We start from the raw sequence: 17,847 nt of genomic DNA, 5'->3' as shown, positions 1-17,847 counted from the left end.
CATGACCGAAACGCGCTCCACCTGCCCGTACTGTGGTGTCGGCTGCGGCGTCATCATCGAGTCGCAGGGCGCGCAGATCACCGGCGTGCGGGGCGACCCGGACCACCCGGCCAACTTCGGTCGCCTGTGCTCCAAGGGCTCTACGCTGCACCTGACGGCCAGCGAGCCCGTCACCCTGCAAACCCGGCTGCTGCAGCCGCTGCAACGCCTGCAGCGCAGTGCCACACCCCAGCCCGTGTCGTGGGACAGCGCGCTCACGCTGGCCACTGACCAGTTCGCCCGCATCGTGCGCGACCATGGCCCCGACGCCGTGGGCTTTTACGTGAGCGGCCAGTTGCTGACCGAGGATTACTACGTCTTCAACAAGCTGGCCAAGGGCCTGATCGGCACCAACAACATCGACACCAACTCGCGCCTGTGCATGAGCAGCGCGGTGGCCGGCTACAAGAAGACGCTGGGTGCCGACGCCCCGCCCGCCTGCTACGACGATGTGAACCACGCGCAGACCATCTTCATCGTCGGCTCCAACACCGCGTTCGCCCACCCCATCCTGTTTCGCCGCATTGAAGACGCCAAGCGCAAGAACCCCGCGCTGAAGATCGTGGTGGCCGATGTACGCCGCACCGACACGGTGGAGCTGGCCGACCTGTTCCTGCAGATCCAGCCCGGCACCGACGTGATGCTGTTCAACGGCATGCTGCACCTCATGCTGTGGGAAGGCTGGACCAACCCCACCTTCATTGCCGCGCACACCACGGGCTTTGACGACCTCAAGGCCACGGTGCGCGACTACACGCCCGATGCCGTGGCGCAGACCTGCGGCATCAGCAAGGCCGACCTGCTGGAAGCCACACGCCTGTTTGCGCAAAGCCCGGCCACACTGAGCCTGTACTGCCAGGGCCTGAACCAGTCCAGCAGCGGCACGGCCAAGAACACCGCACTCATCAACCTGCACCTGGCCACCGGCCAGATTGGCAAGCCCGGCGCCGCCCCGTTCTCGCTGACCGGCCAGCCCAACGCCATGGGCGGACGCGAAGTGGGCGGCCTGGCCAACCTGCTCTCCGCCCACCGCGACCTGGCCAACCCCGCGCACCGCGCCGAGGTGGCCGCGCTATGGGGTGTGCCCAGCGTGCCCGACAAGACCGGCAAGACCGCGGTGGAGATGTTCCAGGCTGCCGCCGATGGTGAAATCAAAGCGCTGTGGATTGCCTGCACCAACCCCGCGCAAAGCATGCCCGACCAAGCCACGGTGCGCCGTGCGTTGGAGCGTGCCGAGTTTGTGGTGGTGCAGGAGGCTTTCAGCACCACCGCCACCGCCCGCTACGCCGATTTGCTGCTGCCTGCCACCACCTGGGGCGAAAAAGAAGGCACGGTCACCAACAGTGAACGCCGCATCAGCCGTGTGCGTGCCGCCGTGGTGCCACCCGGCGCACCCGACACCGCGCCGCGCCACGACTGGGCCATTGCCACCGACTTTGCGCAGCGCCTGGAGCGCGCGCTGGGCCGCGACACGACCACCGGCACGCTGTTCCCCTACCCCACAGCCGAATCGGTGTGGAACGAGCACCGCGAATCCACCCGCGGCCGCGACCTCGACATCACCGGTATGGACTATGCCCAACTGGACGCCAAGCCGCTGCAGTGGCCCATGCCCGAAGGTGCCAGCACTGGCAAGGTGCGCCTGTACGAAGACGGCGTGTTCCCCACGCCGGATGGCCGTGCACGCTTTGTGAATGCGGAGTACCGCGGCGTGGCCGAGCCGCGCGAGGCCCGCTACCCGTTCTCGCTGACCACGGGCCGCCTGCGCGACCAGTGGCACGGCATGAGCCGCACCGGCACGCTGGGCCGCCTGTTTGGCCATGTGCGCGAACCCGTGCTGCAAATGCACCCGCAAGACATGGCCCGCCGCCTGATCCAGGAGAACGACCTGGTGCACGTCACCTCGCGCCGCGGCTCCATCCTGGTGCCGGTGCAGGCCAGCCCCGAGGTGGGCCTAAGCCAGGCGTTCATGGCCATGCACTGGGGCGAGGAGTATCTGAGCGGCGTGAGCGCCACCGGTACCCGGCTGGCCGGAGTCAACGCCCTCACCACTTCGGCCTATTGCCCGGACTCCAAACAGCCCGAGTTCAAGCACGCGGCGGTCAAGGTGCTCAAGGCCGACATGCCCTGGACCCTGCTGGCCATTGCCTGGCTACCCGCCACCGAGGTGCTGGCCGCGCGCAGTGCGCTGCAGGCGCTGATGGGCCGCTTTGCCTTTGCCAGCTGCGTGCCCTTTGGCAGCGCCGGCGATTCCAAGGGACATGAGCGCAGCGGCGTGCTGTTCCGTGCGGCAGACCTGGAGGCCGCGTCGGATGAGGTGCTGCAAGAGATCGAAACGCTGCTGCAACTGAACGGCGCTGACGTGGTGCGCTACGCTGACAAGAAGCGCGGCCAGCGCCGTGCCGTGCGCCTGCAACGCGCTACGGTCAACGCCACGCTGGAAGGCTTCATGCTGGCCGGCGACACACGCGCCCAAAGCTGGATGACCACGCTGCTGCAAGACGAACAGCCCGCACAAAACTACGGCCGCGCCTTGCTGGCGCCCGGTGCCACGCCGCCCATGCCCGTGCAATCGCGCGGCAAGGTGGTGTGCACCTGCTTCAACGTGACCGACAGCGCCATCCAAGCCACGCTGGCCGACTGCACCGGCTTTGCGGCCGACCGCCTGGCCACGCTGCAAGGCGCGCTGAAGTGCGGCACCAACTGCGGCTCGTGTGTGCCCCAGCTGCAGCGCATGGTGCGCGCCAGCATGGAGCCGACCACCGCCTGAGTCACGGACAATCGCCCCATGGCTATTGGCAAATACATCAAAGAAATCGGGCGTGGCAAAGACGGCGCCCGTCCCCTCACCCGTGAACAGGCAGACGACCTCTTCGGTCAGGTGCTGGACGGCACGGTCACCGATCTGGAAATCGGCGCGTTCTGCTTGGCCATGCGCATCAAGGGCGAAACCGCCGACGAGATGGCCGGCTTTCTGGACGCCACGCGCCGCCGCATGGCACTGCTGCCCGCCTCCACACAGCCCGTGGTCGTCATCCCCAGCTACAACGGTGCGCGCAAGCTGCCGCTGCTCACCCCGCTGCTGGCACTGCTGCTGGCACGCGAAGGCCTACCCGTGCTCATCCATGGTGCAGCCACCGAAGATCGCCGGGTTTTCATATCAGAAGTGCTTGCAGCCCTCGACATCCCTGCGCAAGTAGCTATCAATTCCGTAGCGCCAGGTGCGGTAGCGTTTGTGCCCACCGCCCTGCTGTGCCCCGGCCTGCAGCGCTTGCTGGATGTGCGCCGCGTGGTGAACCTGCGCAACCCAGCGCACAGCCTGGTCAAGCTCATGAACCCGGTGGACGGCGCCGCGCTGCTGATCAGCAGCTACACGCATCCGGAGTACGCCATCTCCATGGCCGAGACGCTGGCCCTGGTGCAGTCCAACGCGCTGCTGATTCGCGGCACCGAGGGCGAGGCCGTGGCTGACCCGCGCCGCACGCCCAAGATGCAGGCCTTTGTGAACGGCCAGTCCACCGACCTGCAGGCCTACCAGGCCGGCTCGCTCACCGAGCTGCCCGAACTCCCCACCAGCACCGATGCGGCCACGACTGCGGCCTACATCCGCGCCGTGCTGGCCGGCAGCCAGCCCGTGCCCGCGCCCATTGCGCACCAGGTGGCGCACATTTTGCAAATACACCGCAACCTATGACACACGACCTTTCCCGCACGCCCTCCAGCGGCCACGTCACCCTTGTGGGTGCGGGCCCGGGTGACCCCGAGTTGCTCACGCTCAAAGCCCTCAAGGCCATCCAGCAAGCCACGGTGCTGCTGGTAGACGACCTGGTGAACGAGGCCATCGTGGCCCATGCGCAGCCTGGCGCACGCATCATCCATGTGGGCAAGCGCGGGGGCTGCAAGTCCACACCCCAGTCCTTCATCGAGCGGCTGATGATCACCGCGGCCCAGGAGGGTGAAAACGTGGTGCGCCTCAAGGGCGGCGACCCCTTCATCTTCGGCCGTGGTGGCGAAGAGGTGGAGCATTTGCAAGAGGCCGGCATCCGCGTCTCGGTGGTCAACGGCATCACCGCGGGTCTCGCCGCCGTCACCTCGCTCAACGTGCCGCTCACGCACCGCGAACATGCGCACGGCGTGGTGTTTGTCACCGGCCACGCCAAGCCTGGAGATGCCGGCACCGACTGGCCCGCGCTAGCCGCCGCCGCCGACCAGGCCAAACTCACGCTGGTGATTTACATGGGCGTAAGTGGTGCGGCCGACATCCAGTACGGCCTGCTGCAGGGCCTACCGTCGGACACACCTGTGGCCATCATCCAGAACGCCAGCCTGCCCACGCAGCGCCATGCGGTCTGCGCGCTGCACGCACTGCAGGCCACCATCACCCGTGAACAACTGGCCAGCCCCAGCGTCATCGTGGTGGGCGATGTGGTGCTGGGCATCCAGTCCGCAGACGCTGCGGGGATTGGCCAGGACGAATCCATTTCTGCGCGCATGGCTAGATTAGGGTAAATACTTAGTTCGGGCATCGTTTTTGCTTAAGGAACTCCACGCGAAAGGAGTTCCCACGATGACCACCAGCCTTGCCCCATCCCACGCTTCCACCCAACTTCCTGCACGCGCCACCCCCACCCGCGCACCTGCTGCGGGGCAGATTTCCGACCTGAACCTCGCCGCCCGCCAGCGCATGCTGTCCCAACGCATGGTCATGCAGACCCTGCTGGCTGCGAATGGCGATGCCCGCCAGCTCGACGCGGCGCGTAGCACCTTCCAGCTGTTTTGCGACAGCCATGCGCGGCTGCTCGGCACCATTCAAAACTACGACGTGCCCAGCGCGCAGCGCCTGCGTGCGGTGTACGAAGGCACCCAGGGTGTGAACACCACGATCCAGACATTCATAGACCTGATGCGCACCGCGCTGGAACATATTGCCAACCAGTCGCGCCGGACCACGGTGGTGCTGGAGAGCATCGTCGACTCCACCGACGCTGTGCTCGAAGCGCTGAACGCGGCCACCACGGCCTTTGACGTGGTGACCAAAGCCAAAGCCGATTTGCTGTTCAAGGAACTCTCCGGCATCGTCTCCGACATCCACACCATCGCGCGCGAGGCCAAGGTGGTGAGCTTCAACGCCCAGGTGATGGCCGCACGCGCGGGCCAACAGGGGCGCGAGTTCGCGGTGGTGGCCAATGTGCTCTCGGGCATCAGCACCGAGATTGACGGGCTGTCGCGCAAGGCGATTGATTTGGCGGATCGGAATCGGCAGCAGGCCTGAACACGGCCTCTTGTGCTCGCGCAGCGCGCTGGGGCCCGCAGCCCGGCGCTCATAGCCCTTCGGGCCCGAAATCGCGCCAAACTGCGTGCCCCAACACGCTACGAACCGTTTCACTCCAACAGGCCGTCCCCTACACTGCGCGCATGCATAGTTTTGACGTGGTGATCGTGGGTGCCGGGGCTGCCGGTTTGTTTTGCGCCGGGGTGGCGGGCCAGTTGGGTCTCAAGGTGCTGGTGATCGACCACAGCGAGAAGGTGGCCGAAAAAATCCGTATCTCGGGTGGCGGCCGCAGCAACTTCACCAATGTGGACGTCACCGCGGCCAACTTCCTCAGCGAGAACCCGCGTTTTGCCAAATCGGCGCTGTCCCGCTACACGCCGGCCGACTTCATCGGCTTGGTGAAGAAACACAACATCGCCTTCCACGAGAAACACAAGGGCCAGCTGTTTTGCGACCGCTCGGCCGAAGACCTGATCGCCATGCTGCTGGCCGAGTGCGCTGCGGGCGGCGTGGAGCGTTGGCAGCCCTGTAGCGTCAAAAATATAAGGTTTTTGGCAAAACCCCAAGTCCTGGCCTCTAGCCCCCATGGACAGTGTGCGAGCAGCTATGAAATTGAGAGCGACAGAGGAGCGATTCACTGCGGTGCCGTGGTCATCGCCACGGGTGGTCTGTCGATTCCCAAGATCGGCGCCACCGATTTTGGCTACCGCGTGGCCAAGCAGTTCGACCTGCCCCTCGTCACGCCCCGCCCCGCACTGGTGCCGCTGACCTTTGACGAAGCCGCCTGGGCGCCGTTTGCCCAGCTCTCGGGCCTGTCGCTGCCGGTGGACATTGCCACTGGCGCCAAGAAGGCCAGCATGGCGTTCCGCGAGGACCTGCTGTTCACCCACCGCGGGCTCAGCGGCCCGGGCGTCCTGCAAATATCGAGCTACTGGGCCGAAGGTACACCCATCCGCCTGAATCTGGCGCCGGGCACCGATCTGTCAAAGCACCTGTCCGAGGCCAAGGCCACGTCGCGCAAGCGCATTGCCAATGAACTGGCAGGCCTGGTGCCCAGCCGCCTGGCTGACACCTGGGTGGAACAGGGCGCAACCTGGGGCCACGACTGGCAGCGCCCGGTCAACGAAGCCAGTGACAAGGCCCTGAACGCGCTTGCCGAGCACCTGAGCCGCTGGGAACTGACCCCCACGGGCACCGAGGGCTACCGCAAGGCCGAGGTAACAGGCGGCGGTGTGGACACCAAGGTGCTGTCCAGCCAGACCCTGGAAAGCCGCCAACCGGGCCTGTTTTTCATTGGAGAAGTGGTCGATGTAACGGGCTGGCTGGGCGGTTACAACTTCCAGTGGGCCTGGGCCAGCGGCTACGCCTGCGCGCATGGCTTGGCAGCGCGCATTAACGCGTTATAATCACGGGCTATTCTGGCAGTCTCCTCATCGGCCAATACTAGTTATAGATGAGGAAATACCGCTGAACGTGGCATGTGGGTCTCGATCTCCCCCCATGACTGGCGACAGCACATTTTGGAATTCATTACGTAATGACAACGATCCGTGTAAAAGAAAACGAGCCCTTTGACGTCGCCCTGCGTCGCTTCAAGCGCACTATTGAAAAATTGGGTTTGCTGACCGACTTGCGCGCCCGCGAGTTCTACGAAAAACCCACTGCAGAGCGCAAGCGCAAGAAGGCTGCCGCCGTCAAGCGCAACTACAAGCGCATTCGCAGCATGCAGCTCCCCAAGAAACTGTTCTAAGTTTCTGGCCCACGAAGCTGTACGCAGCTTCTGGCCTCAAAAAGCTCGCCTGGGGACGCTCCGGCGGGCTTTTTTCATTCTGTAGCCTCATTTTCACTCCCTTTCAGGAAGCACCGTTATGTCACTCAAAGACCAGATCACCGAAGACATGAAAACCGCCATGCGCGCCAAGGACAGCGAGCGCCTGGGCACCATCCGCCTGCTGCTGGCCGCCTGCAAGCAAAAAGAAGTGGACGAGCGTGTGGTACTGGATGACGCCATGGTCGTCGCCATCGTGGACAAGCTGATCAAACAGCGCAAGGACAGCATCGAAGCCTTCATCAAAGCCGAACGCCAGGAGCTGGCCGACAAGGAAGCGTCCGAAATGAAAGTGCTGCAGGCCTACCTGCCCCAGCGCATGTCCGCTGACGAGGTGCTGGCTGAGGTGAAGGCCATCGTGGCCGAGCTGGGCGCTACAGGCCCCGGCGACATGGGCAAGGTCATGGGCGTGGTGAAGACCCGCCTAGCCGGCAAAGCCGAAATGGGCACCGTGTCGGCCGCCGTGAAGGCCGCGTTGGCAGGGTAATGGCTCGCACAAGTGAGACGACTTCGCCGTCGCATCAAACGCAGTCAGGCCAACGGATGCCAGCCACAACAAAAAGAACACGCAAAAGCCATCGGCGTCACGGTCTGTGCCTTCCAATTCCATGCGCAGCTTGCCGGCACCATCAAGCGTGACTGCCAGCTCCGTGGCCTGGGTTGCCTCATACAAAGCATCCACCACATTGAACTGATAACTGGTGTACGGGGCATGCGGCAGAAAAATATCTGGCGGCAACTTGTCGGTCGTCAGTGCCGCCTGGGCTAGTGAAGAAGCCGCCAACAACGTCCGCAAGTTATTGCCGTCTTTGCTGTTCACTGCCACTGCAAAACACGAAAGCGCATGCAGGGCTTCGGGGCTTGCTTTGCTGGCCGCGATCTTTAAGGAGAATGGTTCTGACATGGTGAGTCCTGTTCTAGGTTAGCCGGGTTGGGCATGGCGGATCACGCGCAGTTCGAACATCCAGTCATGAAGTCGTACTTTCATGTTGATACCGCTGGATTCCCAATTGAACACGCCGATGTCGCTCAAGTCCTTGTTGTATCCAACCTCGCGCAGCAGGTCCGTGAAGTGCTTGTGCATACGCGTTTCCGAGAGTTCAGCACGCAGAAACAATTCAAGGCTCTGCTTGTTGCCCGGTGCGTTCCATACTTCGATGCGCAACTGGTCGTCCAGGTCGCGTGTTGTTAACGCTTGTCCATGGATGCCCAACCGAAAGTCATGGCCGGTCTGATCGGGCAGGGCCGCAACGTGGCCTATTAATTCAGCGTAGGTGTGCCCGAGTATCTGGTCCAAACCAACGGCGTTGACAAGCCCCATGGGAAGATCGGCGGGCAAGGCATCCACGAGCCCGCGCACAGGTGTGTTGAGGAATGCCTTGTTTTCCTTTAGCACCTTGCGGCGCAGTTTTTCGTCCGCCTTGGGATCAATTTTTTGACCCTCGTCCAGCGGCTCATACGATGCCGTTTGTAAAACCCCCTGCGCATCGCAGGCCCATTTGGCCATCCATGTGAAACCCTTGCCGGCCGCCTCCAGGCCATCCACAGGCAGGCTGTGTAGCAGTGCCAGCAGGTAGGCCACCGCGTCGGCCGTGCCGTTGTCGGTGCCACCCAGTTCGATGCTGAGCTTCTTACTGCCGCTGACCTGCAGGTACGCGCTTGCATCCTCCAGTGCGCCGCACAACGCATCCAAAAACGGAACTTCGGCGGGGCCGTATTCCGAGCACGGCAGCAGCAGCGCGGCAACCAACGCCTTTGCGTCTCTGCCGCTCGGTGCGCCATGGAGCGCCTCGGTGGCTATCTGCCGCACGGCGGCATAGTCATCTTCACCCAGGGCTGAGGCCAACCTGGTGATGAGCTCGCGCACGGGCTTCTCCGCGCTGGAGATTTTGATCTTGACGGTGAACTGCTCGGACATGTGAACCCAGGCATCACTTGTGAGCGCGCCACCAGATCGACAGTTCCTGGGCGTCAGGCCGGTTCTGGATGGTGGTCATGACGTCCAGCAGCCGCTTTGCACAAGGTGGTGCATCGTCGGCAAACGAGTTGACCTGGGACTTGCTCAGCGTCCTCTCTCCGGTCAGGAAGTCGTGCGCGTTGCCGCACAGGCCGTGCACATCGCCCACGACCTTTTTGTTGAGGCTCTTGAGGTGCCCAAGGCTCTCACCGACATAGGCCACCTTCAGGGCCAACATCAGCACGCCATGGCGCCAGTACCAGAAGTCCTTGAGCTTCTCTTCGGTGGCGGTGGCATCGTGCACCAGGGTGTTGCCGTCATGGCCACTGTCGCCCCACTCGCTCGAAACCGCCACTTCCTGGGGCTTGTTCTTGAACGACAGCAATTCACCCAGGGGCAGCAGCGCCTGCTGCTCGTACACCGCCATGGCCCAGGTGCCGCCCTCGCTGCCGAATTTGACGAAGCCGCCGCTGCTCACGTAGGGCGCGAGCCGGTCCAGCAGCGCATACAGGTCTTCGTCGATTTGGTCCCAGCTGATGTTGGTGATGCGCAGCCCCGACCGGCTGCTGGTGACTTCGCAGAACTGTTGGGCAAGGTAGTCGGCCGCCGAGGTGGTGGCCGCATCCAGCAGGCCCTGTGCCCCCAGATCCTGGCGCATCTGCTTAGCTGCGGCGGGGCGGATGGTTAGGTCGATGTGTGTGACTTGTGCGTGTAGGCCCATGGTGGTTCCTTTCAATTTCGGAAAGCCTCTTTAGACGGATGAGCTGTTCAATACGAAAACAGAAACGTCGCCGTTATCGTTCAACAAAAGCTTTTTCTCAAACAATCGAGCATCCAGATGCTTGTATCGAATGCCTTCACTGTCTATGGCCTCTAGCGCCATCGTCAATACCGAGCCTTCAACGGAATAATGGAAAGCCCAGTCACCCATGTCGGCCCTTCTTGAATGAAAGAAGGTGCCGGTTCCATCCGCCTTCAGCGTTATGACGACCTCCAAGAATCCTTGGGTGCTTTTCTCGTCAATCCACTTGCCACGAATTTCAGATGCCGAATGGACTTCACGGGTGCTTGGCCAAAGCGCTCTCAATTCCTCTTGGCTCAACCCCTTCTACAAATTGTTTGCGACTGCTACTGCTTTTGATAAAAGGTGTGACATGATTTTCTCCTGACGGGTCGTTGAAATTATTTGGGCTGACTCACATTGAATGTGTATTTATTCGCGCAATACAAAATGATGTTTTTCGGGTTGCTCAGGCAAAGATAAAAGTTCTTTGTATCCCCTTGGGAGCTCTCACATGACTTCACGTCAATGGCGTCCCGGAGGGTTTTGAATTTTTTGCTGGCGTCGGCAAGCTCTTGCTTGGTGATGTATCCGTCATTAAAGTTGACTTCGCCTTGAAGGACAGATTGGTCCAGGAAACGCCAGGTGTCTTTGACCGCTTTGGGGCAACTCAATTCTTTGGCGTTCTCTTCGCCATTTTCGAACAGTGCCTTTGCCATTCCAGATGCCATGGCGGTGGCCTCTTCCGAGACTGCTTTTTCTTTTGCGCGCGGTTTGACGTAGACCTCATCACTGACTTTACGAAAGACGAAGTCGATACCAATCACGGTGGCTTTCATGACCTGCTCATCGAGCTGGCTGATATTCACAACACCAGAATCAATTTCCAGAAAATGGCCGTTGGTAATGTAGAAAACGGATGGACTCATGGAGCGAATTTTTCCGTTCGCGAAATACGTCACTTGCGACATGTGATTGCCGCTGAATTCCCATCGGTCGTCTTCGTCATCGGAAGGGTTGCCGTTGTACGAGACAATTTTCCAACTGCCTTTCAGAGAGCGTTCACTCACTTCGAGAGCGTATGCTTGGTTTGCCAACAGCACCAGTATTGCCACTGCAATTTTCAACATGATTTGTGTTTTTTTAGGGTGAATGATTCAGACATGTGAGTCTGCTGGAAGGCTTCTAACCAGCGCTGGCTGATGTCGTCGTCTTCAAAACAGAGGGTGGCAATCGTTCTGACTTCGAAGAGGGAGAGTTCCCGCCGTTTCTGCAGATATACCGTGTTGGCCTACTTGGTGCACGCCAGGAAGTGGTTGTTGCCATTGGACATGCACTGGTAAAAGGCGCGGTCCTTGCCAGTGGCGAACTGACAGCTGGCCAGGGTTGTTTCGGCCTTGGCTCGGCGAATTTTGGCGGCGTTATTTTCGTAGTCCGCCTGGGTGATGTAGCCGTCCTTCATATTCTTGGCACTCACTTCCAGCGCTGTATCCGCTTGGTCCTGCGCATTCTTGACCGCACTGATGCAGTCCAATGGAACATCCTTGGGGTCAGCTTTCTTCAGGGCCTTTTCCATGCCTTTGGCAAAGTCCTGCACGTCTTGGGGAATCTTCTTGGTGCCATCTGCGTTGTATTCGGTGGCGCGTACCTTGCCATTGTTGTCACCACCAAAGCCGCTGTTGCTGTGCAGCTTTAGTGGCTCGCTGGTTTTCTCGTTGGCCGGCGGCTGTGCGCCGTAGTGGATCTTGCCCTCGGCATCCACCCATTTGTAGACGCCCTGGGCGAAGCCCGAAAAGGCAATGAACAGCAGCGCCAAGCTTAGACCGAAATATTGGGGAATGATTTGCAAGCGCATGGTGGAGTCAAGATATAAAGATATTTAAGGCAGTGTTACCGGCCAACCGGTGGATGTGGAACCATCGGCGCGCACCACATACAGCCATGCAGGCCCCGCTGAAAACCCACCACGCTGCAAGGTGGCGGAAATGCTGCCATCCTGCCATTGGGTGGCCACCTGCGGGTTGCGCAGGGTGGCCGCGCTCCAAGTTGCAGCGTTGGCCAGTACCAAGCGCGCGCGGCTGGTGTCCAGGTAGTGATCGTCGTACCAGACGCTCACACCGTCGGTGCTGCTGGGGTTGATCCAATAGTCCATGCCCACTGCCAGATAGCTGCAGTTCAGCACCTGGGCTGCGCTGGTGCGCGGTTGCAAGGCATGGCGGTCAATCTGCAGATTGCCGTTCACCCAGGTGATGTGTTCGCCGTTGGTCTGGCCGATGTCGTTGAGGCGGTAGTACTCCTCCACTTGCACCCAGGTGTCTTCCTCCAGGGCCAGCACTGTGCCGCTACCCATGCCAGCATCCTCACCCACCCAACCTTCGTCCAGGCTGCCGTCGCTGCGCACAATGCCCCCTTGCACGCCCACCAGGCGCTTGTCGGTGGAGTAGCGGTTCACGCTGGGACCGTCAGGGTAGTAGCTGGAGTAGTACTTGGGCTTGCCGCCATAGCAGGGGCTGCCGTTGGCACCAGCCACCTCCATGCCGCTGCGGTTGAATTTGAGTTGCACGATGCGCCCGCCGTTGGTTCGGAACTTGAGCCGGTAGCTCAGGTAAAGCTCGGTAGCACTGAAGCCCGTTGTGGCGATGTGTGGAAACGACTCTTCCACCACGCCGCTTGATGACACGGCGCCAAAGTGGCTCTGGTGTTTGAGTGATTTACCGTTGCCGTAGGCCTCAGTGCCGTCTACCGTGGTGCTGCCGCCAAAGCCGCCGTAGTTGGTGTAGCCGAAGCTGGCGGGCGCAGTGCCCGTGCTGCGGGTGTCGAAGTCTTCAAACCGCAGCGGCGCTGCCTGGGGCTTGCTGCCAAAGTGGCTGCCCTGCACGGTGATCGTTTGCTGGTGCAGCAGCGTGCCTGTTACAGCAGAAATGCTGGGGGCTGACAACGGTGCGGATGCGCTGCCGCCCGAGCTGCTGCCCGCATCACTGCCACCGCCTCCCCCGCATGCGCACAGCAGATTCATCAGCGTTAAAGAGGCGCCCATCCAATGCAAGGCCCTGCGGCGTTGCACCCGTTCAGGCAGCATAGACAACCTGGGCATTCAGGGTTTACTGAATCTTGCGGATGGTGTAGTTGTCGGTGTCGGCCACGTACAAGTTGGTTCCATCGGTGGTGATTCCTCGCGGGAGTTTGAAGCGGGCAGCAGCACCCGCACCATCCGTCGAACCACTGCTACCCGCCGTACCCGCCAGCGTGGTGACCACGCCGGTGGCAATCACCACCCTGCGGATCGCGTGGTTGTCAGTATCGGCCACGTACAAGTAGGTTCCGTCAGTGGAGATTCCCTTTGGGTTGAAGAAGCGCGCGGCAGCACCCGTGCCATCTGTCGAACCACCGCTGCCCGCCGTGCCCGCCAGCGTGCTGACAGCGCCTGTGGCAATCACCACTTGGCGGATGGTGTGGTTGCTAGCGTCCGCCACGTACAAGTTGATTCCGTCAGTGGTGATTACCGTTGGGGAGAAGAAGCGCGCGGCAGCACCCGTGCCATCCGCAGAACCACTGCTGCCCGCCGTGCCCGCCAGCGTGGTGACCACGCCCGTGGCAATCACGACCTTGCGGATAGTTACGTTGCCAGAGTCAACCACATAAAGGTTGGTGCCGTCAGTAGTAACCCCCCTCGGGGTGTCGAAGCGCGCAGCTGCGCCCGTACCGTCCGCAGTGCCAAAGCTGCCTGCCGTGCCCGCCAGCGTGGTGACCACGCCCGTGGCAATCACGACCTTGCGAATGGTTTGGTTGCCGGTGTCTGCCACGTACAAGTTGGTTCCGTCGGTGGTGATTGCTTCTGCGTTGTTGAACAGAGCCGCTGCACCCGTGCCATCCGTCGAACCACTGCTGCCAGCACTTCCTGCGATGGTGGTGACCACTCCCGTACCTATCACGACCTTGCGGACGGTGTAGTTGTTGTAGTCTGCAATATAGATATTGGAGCCATCGGATGTAATCCCAATGGGGCTATTGAAGCGCGCTACGGTGCCAGTGGCATCCGTCAAACCACTGCTACCCGCCGTGCCAGCCAGCGTAGTCACCTGGGTGCTTAGCGCAAGTGCCTTGCCCTGGATGGAGCCACCCATTTGGGTCGTGCTGGTGGTGCTGGAGCCGCCGCCTCCCCCGCCCCCACCACAAGCCCCCAGTGCCACTGCAAGCACCAAAGGCATTGCACGTTGAAGACCCAAAAACACATGACAACCCAACAGCATAAATACTCCCACTTCTGAAGAACACCCCTCGCAAAACTGCGGAAGGCGGTATGACCCAACACTTTTGTTCGTCGAATGAACAAAAGCTTCGGATGCTAGGGAAGTAGGAAGCTGCCGTCTTGAATCGAAACGACATTTGCGTCGTGCTTTGTGTAACAAGGTGCAGCAAAACCGAAAGTTACATGCAAGCACGCAGATTACATCTGCTTGACCTCTTCAAAAAAGATGTCGGTATAGCCTTTGTTGATTAAGTGCCTGTAAACCCGCTCGCTGACAAGAATGCAATTGGTATCTTCGTGGACCAGAAATAATTCAAGCTGACCGAGCTTGCCTGTATCAACCACCAAGTCATCCATCGCCTCACATGGAACGCGACCAATAACATTGAGCAACACATAGTCTTCAATTGTTCGATGGTTGGTGCGATCGTGAATGATGACCGGGTGTACCTCAATATTACGGATACCAATTTCAAGCAGGTCTTGATAAAACGCCTTGGTTCCAATCAGTGCAGGTGACCTGAAAAATGTGGGAAATATTCCATTGGAATCTTCATCATCCAAATCGCATATCAGTGCCCCTTCAAATGGTGCGCCCACATCGCTATCGGTGTAGTCCACAAAAACGTCTCCGGTCTTTGTTTGCATCAGCGCATGGCTACGCATATAAAGGCCAACACTTTCTGTGCCATCCCAATTTTCCAAAAGCACCTTGTCTGACATTTGGTAATACTTCATCGCAGCACCCTACAGTCTCAACGTCTTGTTAAATTTCGAGTTTTCGCTTCAACCTCTTCATACCAATTGCCGCCCTTTTTTGCATGACTCTTTTGAATACATGCAGAAGAGTGGTTTTGAATAGCCAGCCATCGTTGCGACTGGACATGCGCCATGTAACGCTACAGGAATCAATACCCGTTACCTGAAAGAAAATCTCCATTCTTGGCATCAAGGGTGAAAAATCCCCCTCTGTAACGAACACCTTGTTGGATTGCGCGTCTTTGACGCTGATTTTGATTTTTCTGGTACCCCTGAGAGGAATGGCCATTGTTTCCAGATATTCCTTACCGCACTGGGCGTGCGCCAGTGTGTTGGCTGACTCTATGGATAGCACGCCCGGAAACCACTCCGCAAAATGCTCAAGATTTGTCGCGTATAGGTAGGTGGCATCGACGGATCTGGCGATGGTTGTGGTCTGTTCAGTGAGTAGCTGCAAGCGATCTCCTTTTGTCCATTGAATGAGCAAACGATCCGGATGCTATGGAAGTAGGAGAAGACCGTCTTGAACCGAAACGACATTGCGCCGCGCTTTACGCAATTGGCACGCTGCACATCGAAGTAATCACCGCCAGGAACGGTAGGGCCAGAAAGATTCCTGGGTTTCAATGGTTTTTTGCAACTCAGTCAGGCTCAAACCAGAAAACCGCTTCACTTCTCTAGACAAATGCGATTGATCAGAAAACCCCATGTCGTGCGCCACATCGGCCAAAGACGGCTGCCCCACGGAGCTCAATTCACGCTTGTGAAGCAATGTGGACTCCATGCGCGCCATGCCCCGAAGTTCACGCATGGACAGTCCTGACTCCCCTTTAATTTTTCGCTCCAGTTGCCGAATGCTTTTTTCCAGCTGAACGAACTTTCTCCCTGAATCAACCAGACTATGCTGATGAGAGGGGCCGCCGGCAAGTGGTTGAGATTTTGCTTTGGGCTCAATCGTGCATTCAGGGTGTCCCGCGATATATACGCACACACACAGCCAGAGACAAAGAGGGCAGGAACAGAGAGGTGCGTGTGTCAGGGTGTAGTGCCCCATCATCCGCATCGAGCGGTTTTAGTGCCATGTTTTATACAGGGCCAAGAGCAATCAACGCGCCTTCAGCGTCTGCCGAAGACGGTAAGGCCAATAGGATTCCTGGGTCTCAATGGCGAGTTGCAAGTCCGTTGGGTTCAGACCTGAGTAGCGCTTCACTTCTCGGCACAAGTGCGCATGGTCAGAGAATCCCATGGCATGAGCCACCTCCGCCAAGGACTGACCACCAAATGCGCTGGACTCGTTGCCTTGCGTCAATGTCGACTCCATGCGCACCAGCCCACGGATCGCACGCATGGGAAGCCCCATTTGTCCTTTGATGAGCCGTTCTCGTTGGCGCGTGCTTTGCCCGAGGGTTGAGATGGACGCGCGCAACGCTACCGCATCAACCCAGTCATTGAACAACGTCAATCCATCCGGCAGCGTTGTCACTGGTTGCTTAGCACGCACAGGCACCCAGCGTGGCGTTAAAAATTCTTCAATAATTTGGATGCGCGCCAAATCATCAGCAGCCTTCAAGACGGCAACCGCCATCTTTTGCCAATCTCTGTCGAGAATAGTTTGCAAATTTCTGGCTTGATCAAGCAAACTGGCCACATTCAAGTGAGTCAGCGCATGAAATGCATCAGGGAAAAATGTCAGTGAAAAACCAAGGGCTGGGCCTTGATTTTTCCAAACATTGGGTTGTGTACGAGGACCGCGCAAAACAACGCGCCTTGACGATGGGGGCCATACATCATCAATATGAATCGATGATCTTCCACCGTGAATCAACCAAATAATGCTGACCAACGGAGACACTGGCAAATGGCTGAATCTCTGCTTGGGACTTAATTGAGCATCCAAAGTGTCACGCACCACATAAGCACACACACAATCTGCCAACGCGGATGAAGGCAGGAACAGAGATGTTCGGGTGTCCGGGTGTATAACCCCGTCATCCGCATCGAGCGGTTTTAGTGCCATGTTTACACAGAAGCAATTAACGCGCCTTCAACGCCTGCCGAAGACGGTAAGGCCAATAGGATTCCTGGGTCTCAATGGCTCGCTGCAATTCCGTAGGACTCAGACCAGAGAAACGCTTCACTTCTCTGGAAAAATGCGCTTGGTCAGAGAAGCCCATGTCATGGGCCACATCCACCAAAGATGGGGCGCCAAACGCGTTGGATTCGTGGCCTCGCGTCAATGTTGACTCCATGCGCACCAAGCCACGGAGCGCGCGCATGGGAAGGCCTAATTGCCCCTTTACCAGTCGCTCTCGTTGGCGCGTGCTTTGCCCAAGGGTTGACGCGGATGCACGCAACGCTACGGCATCAACCCAGGCATTGAATAAGGACAAACCCTCCGGTGGAGGCGACGCGGGCTTTTGAGCACGCACAGATAGCCAACGATGTGTTAGAAACACTTCGATGATTTGAATGCGTGCCAAGTCGTCGATGGCCATCAAGACTGCATCAGCCATCTTCTGCCAGTCTTGGTCGAGCGCCGTTTGCAAGTCCTGGGTTTGGTCCAGAAAATTGGCTACATTCAACTGGGTCAGAGCATGGAATGCATCCGGAAAAACAGTCAATGTAAACACATAGGCTGGACCAAAACTTTCCCAAACAGTGGGTTGCGTGCGAGGGCCGCGCAATACAGCCCCTCTTGCCAACGAATGGCATTCACCGCCATGCATCCCGGGTCCGTCACAGTGGATTGCCCAACTAATATTGACCAGCGGGGACACTGGCAAATGACTGAGGCTCTGTTTGGGACTTAATTGGGCATCCAAAGTGTCGCGCACCATATACGCGCACACGCAGTCCGCCAATACCGGCGAAGGCAGGAATAGAGATGTGTGTGTATCGGGGTGTATAGCCCCGTCATCCCCATTCAGCGGAGTTGCTTCCATGTTTTAACCCCGCAAAGAGC

Annotated in this window: 20 protein-coding genes; 7 read left to right on the top strand and 13 right to left on the bottom strand. The window is 59.4% G+C overall.

Features of this window, described 5'->3' with window-relative positions:
• Window position 1: 1 nt before the first annotated feature.
• The 7 genes from J2X15_RS14950 (at window position 2) to J2X15_RS14920 (ending at window position 7,626) form a co-directional block, all read left to right on the top strand.
• Complete coding sequence (locus tag J2X15_RS14950; RefSeq protein WP_310344166.1) at window positions 2–2,809, top strand: nitrate reductase; 2,808 nt, start codon at window positions 2–4, stop codon at window positions 2,807–2,809.
• Between the two features lie 18 nt (window positions 2,810–2,827).
• Window positions 2,828–3,733: a DNA-binding protein YbiB gene (ybiB, locus tag J2X15_RS14945; RefSeq protein ID WP_310344165.1), complete on the top strand. Its 906-nt coding sequence runs from the start codon at window positions 2,828–2,830 to the stop codon at window positions 3,731–3,733.
• On the top strand, window positions 3,730–4,548 hold the full coding sequence (gene cobA / locus J2X15_RS14940; protein ID WP_310344163.1) for a uroporphyrinogen-III C-methyltransferase: 819 nt from the start codon (window positions 3,730–3,732) through the stop codon (window positions 4,546–4,548). The genes ybiB and cobA overlap by 4 nt, the downstream gene beginning before the upstream one ends.
• A gap of 58 nt (window positions 4,549–4,606) precedes the next feature.
• A complete protein-coding gene (locus J2X15_RS14935; protein WP_310344161.1) occupies window positions 4,607–5,311 on the top strand; it encodes a type IV pili methyl-accepting chemotaxis transducer N-terminal domain-containing protein in 705 nt (234 codons plus the stop codon).
• A 143-nt stretch (window positions 5,312–5,454) separates the two neighbouring features.
• Window positions 5,455–6,717 carry a BaiN/RdsA family NAD(P)/FAD-dependent oxidoreductase gene (locus tag J2X15_RS14930; RefSeq protein WP_310344159.1) on the top strand — a complete coding sequence of 421 codons (1,263 nt, stop codon included), beginning with the start codon at window positions 5,455–5,457 and terminating at the stop codon, window positions 6,715–6,717.
• Window positions 6,718–6,848: 131 nt separating this feature from the next.
• Window positions 6,849–7,061, top strand: coding sequence for a 30S ribosomal protein S21 (gene rpsU, locus J2X15_RS14925; RefSeq protein ID WP_105262375.1), 213 nt, complete (start codon window positions 6,849–6,851; stop codon window positions 7,059–7,061).
• Window positions 7,062–7,179: 118 nt separating this feature from the next.
• The gene (locus J2X15_RS14920) at window positions 7,180–7,626 is read left to right on the top strand and encodes a GatB/YqeY domain-containing protein (RefSeq protein WP_310344156.1); all 447 of its coding nucleotides are present in this window, start codon (window positions 7,180–7,182) and stop codon (window positions 7,624–7,626) included.
• On the opposite strand, the gene J2X15_RS14915 is transcribed toward J2X15_RS14920, so the two are convergent.
• The 13 genes from J2X15_RS14915 to J2X15_RS14855 all read right to left on the bottom strand — a co-directional run bounded on the left by J2X15_RS14915 (window position 7,564) and on the right by J2X15_RS14855 (window position 17,827).
• Entirely contained in the window at window positions 7,564–8,043 is a 480-nt protein-coding gene (locus tag J2X15_RS14915) for a hypothetical protein (RefSeq protein ID WP_310344155.1), read from the bottom strand. The two genes, J2X15_RS14920 and J2X15_RS14915, sit on opposite strands and share 63 nt — an antisense overlap.
• Before the next feature lie 18 nt (window positions 8,044–8,061).
• Entirely contained in the window at window positions 8,062–9,057 is a 996-nt protein-coding gene (locus J2X15_RS14910) for a hypothetical protein (RefSeq protein ID WP_310344153.1), read from the bottom strand.
• Between the two features lie 13 nt (window positions 9,058–9,070).
• A complete protein-coding gene (locus J2X15_RS14905; RefSeq protein ID WP_310344151.1) occupies window positions 9,071–9,817 on the bottom strand; it encodes a hypothetical protein in 747 nt (248 codons plus the stop codon).
• A gap of 30 nt (window positions 9,818–9,847) precedes the next feature.
• Window positions 9,848–10,198, bottom strand: a complete 351-nt coding sequence (locus J2X15_RS14900) for a hypothetical protein (RefSeq protein WP_310344150.1) — start codon at window positions 10,196–10,198, stop codon at window positions 9,848–9,850.
• An 80-nt stretch (window positions 10,199–10,278) separates the two neighbouring features.
• Window positions 10,279–11,007: a hypothetical protein gene (locus J2X15_RS14895; protein WP_310344149.1), complete on the bottom strand. Its 729-nt coding sequence runs from the start codon at window positions 11,005–11,007 to the stop codon at window positions 10,279–10,281.
• 161 nt (window positions 11,008–11,168) lie between these two features.
• A complete protein-coding gene (locus tag J2X15_RS14890) occupies window positions 11,169–11,732 on the bottom strand; it encodes a DUF4124 domain-containing protein (RefSeq protein ID WP_310344147.1) in 564 nt (187 codons plus the stop codon).
• A gap of 24 nt (window positions 11,733–11,756) precedes the next feature.
• A complete protein-coding gene (locus J2X15_RS14885; RefSeq protein WP_310344145.1) occupies window positions 11,757–12,914 on the bottom strand; it encodes a hypothetical protein in 1,158 nt (385 codons plus the stop codon).
• Window positions 12,915–12,978: 64 nt separating this feature from the next.
• Window positions 12,979–14,085 carry an NHL repeat-containing protein gene (locus J2X15_RS14880; protein WP_310344144.1) on the bottom strand — a complete coding sequence of 369 codons (1,107 nt, stop codon included), beginning with the start codon at window positions 14,083–14,085 and terminating at the stop codon, window positions 12,979–12,981.
• A gap of 239 nt (window positions 14,086–14,324) precedes the next feature.
• Window positions 14,325–14,864 (bottom strand): hypothetical protein, encoded by a 540-nt coding sequence (locus tag J2X15_RS14875; RefSeq protein ID WP_310344142.1) that lies wholly within the window; start codon window positions 14,862–14,864, stop codon window positions 14,325–14,327.
• A gap of 28 nt (window positions 14,865–14,892) precedes the next feature.
• Entirely contained in the window at window positions 14,893–15,342 is a 450-nt protein-coding gene (locus J2X15_RS14870) for an SRPBCC family protein (RefSeq protein WP_310344140.1), read from the bottom strand.
• Window positions 15,343–15,468: 126 nt separating this feature from the next.
• Window positions 15,469–15,876 (bottom strand): helix-turn-helix domain-containing protein, encoded by a 408-nt coding sequence (locus tag J2X15_RS14865; protein WP_310344138.1) that lies wholly within the window; start codon window positions 15,874–15,876, stop codon window positions 15,469–15,471.
• A 114-nt stretch (window positions 15,877–15,990) separates the two neighbouring features.
• The gene (locus J2X15_RS14860) at window positions 15,991–16,902 is read right to left on the bottom strand and encodes an AraC family transcriptional regulator (protein WP_310344136.1); all 912 of its coding nucleotides are present in this window, start codon (window positions 16,900–16,902) and stop codon (window positions 15,991–15,993) included.
• Between the two features lie 16 nt (window positions 16,903–16,918).
• Window positions 16,919–17,827 carry an AraC family transcriptional regulator gene (locus J2X15_RS14855; RefSeq protein WP_310344134.1) on the bottom strand — a complete coding sequence of 303 codons (909 nt, stop codon included), beginning with the start codon at window positions 17,825–17,827 and terminating at the stop codon, window positions 16,919–16,921.
• Window positions 17,828–17,847 lie beyond the last annotated feature (20 nt).

The organism is Rhodoferax saidenbachensis, assembly GCF_031457975.1.
Classification (GTDB): domain Bacteria; phylum Pseudomonadota; class Gammaproteobacteria; order Burkholderiales; family Burkholderiaceae_C; genus Allorhodoferax; species Allorhodoferax saidenbachensis_A.
This window is presented reverse-complemented; position numbering and strand designations above follow the sequence as displayed.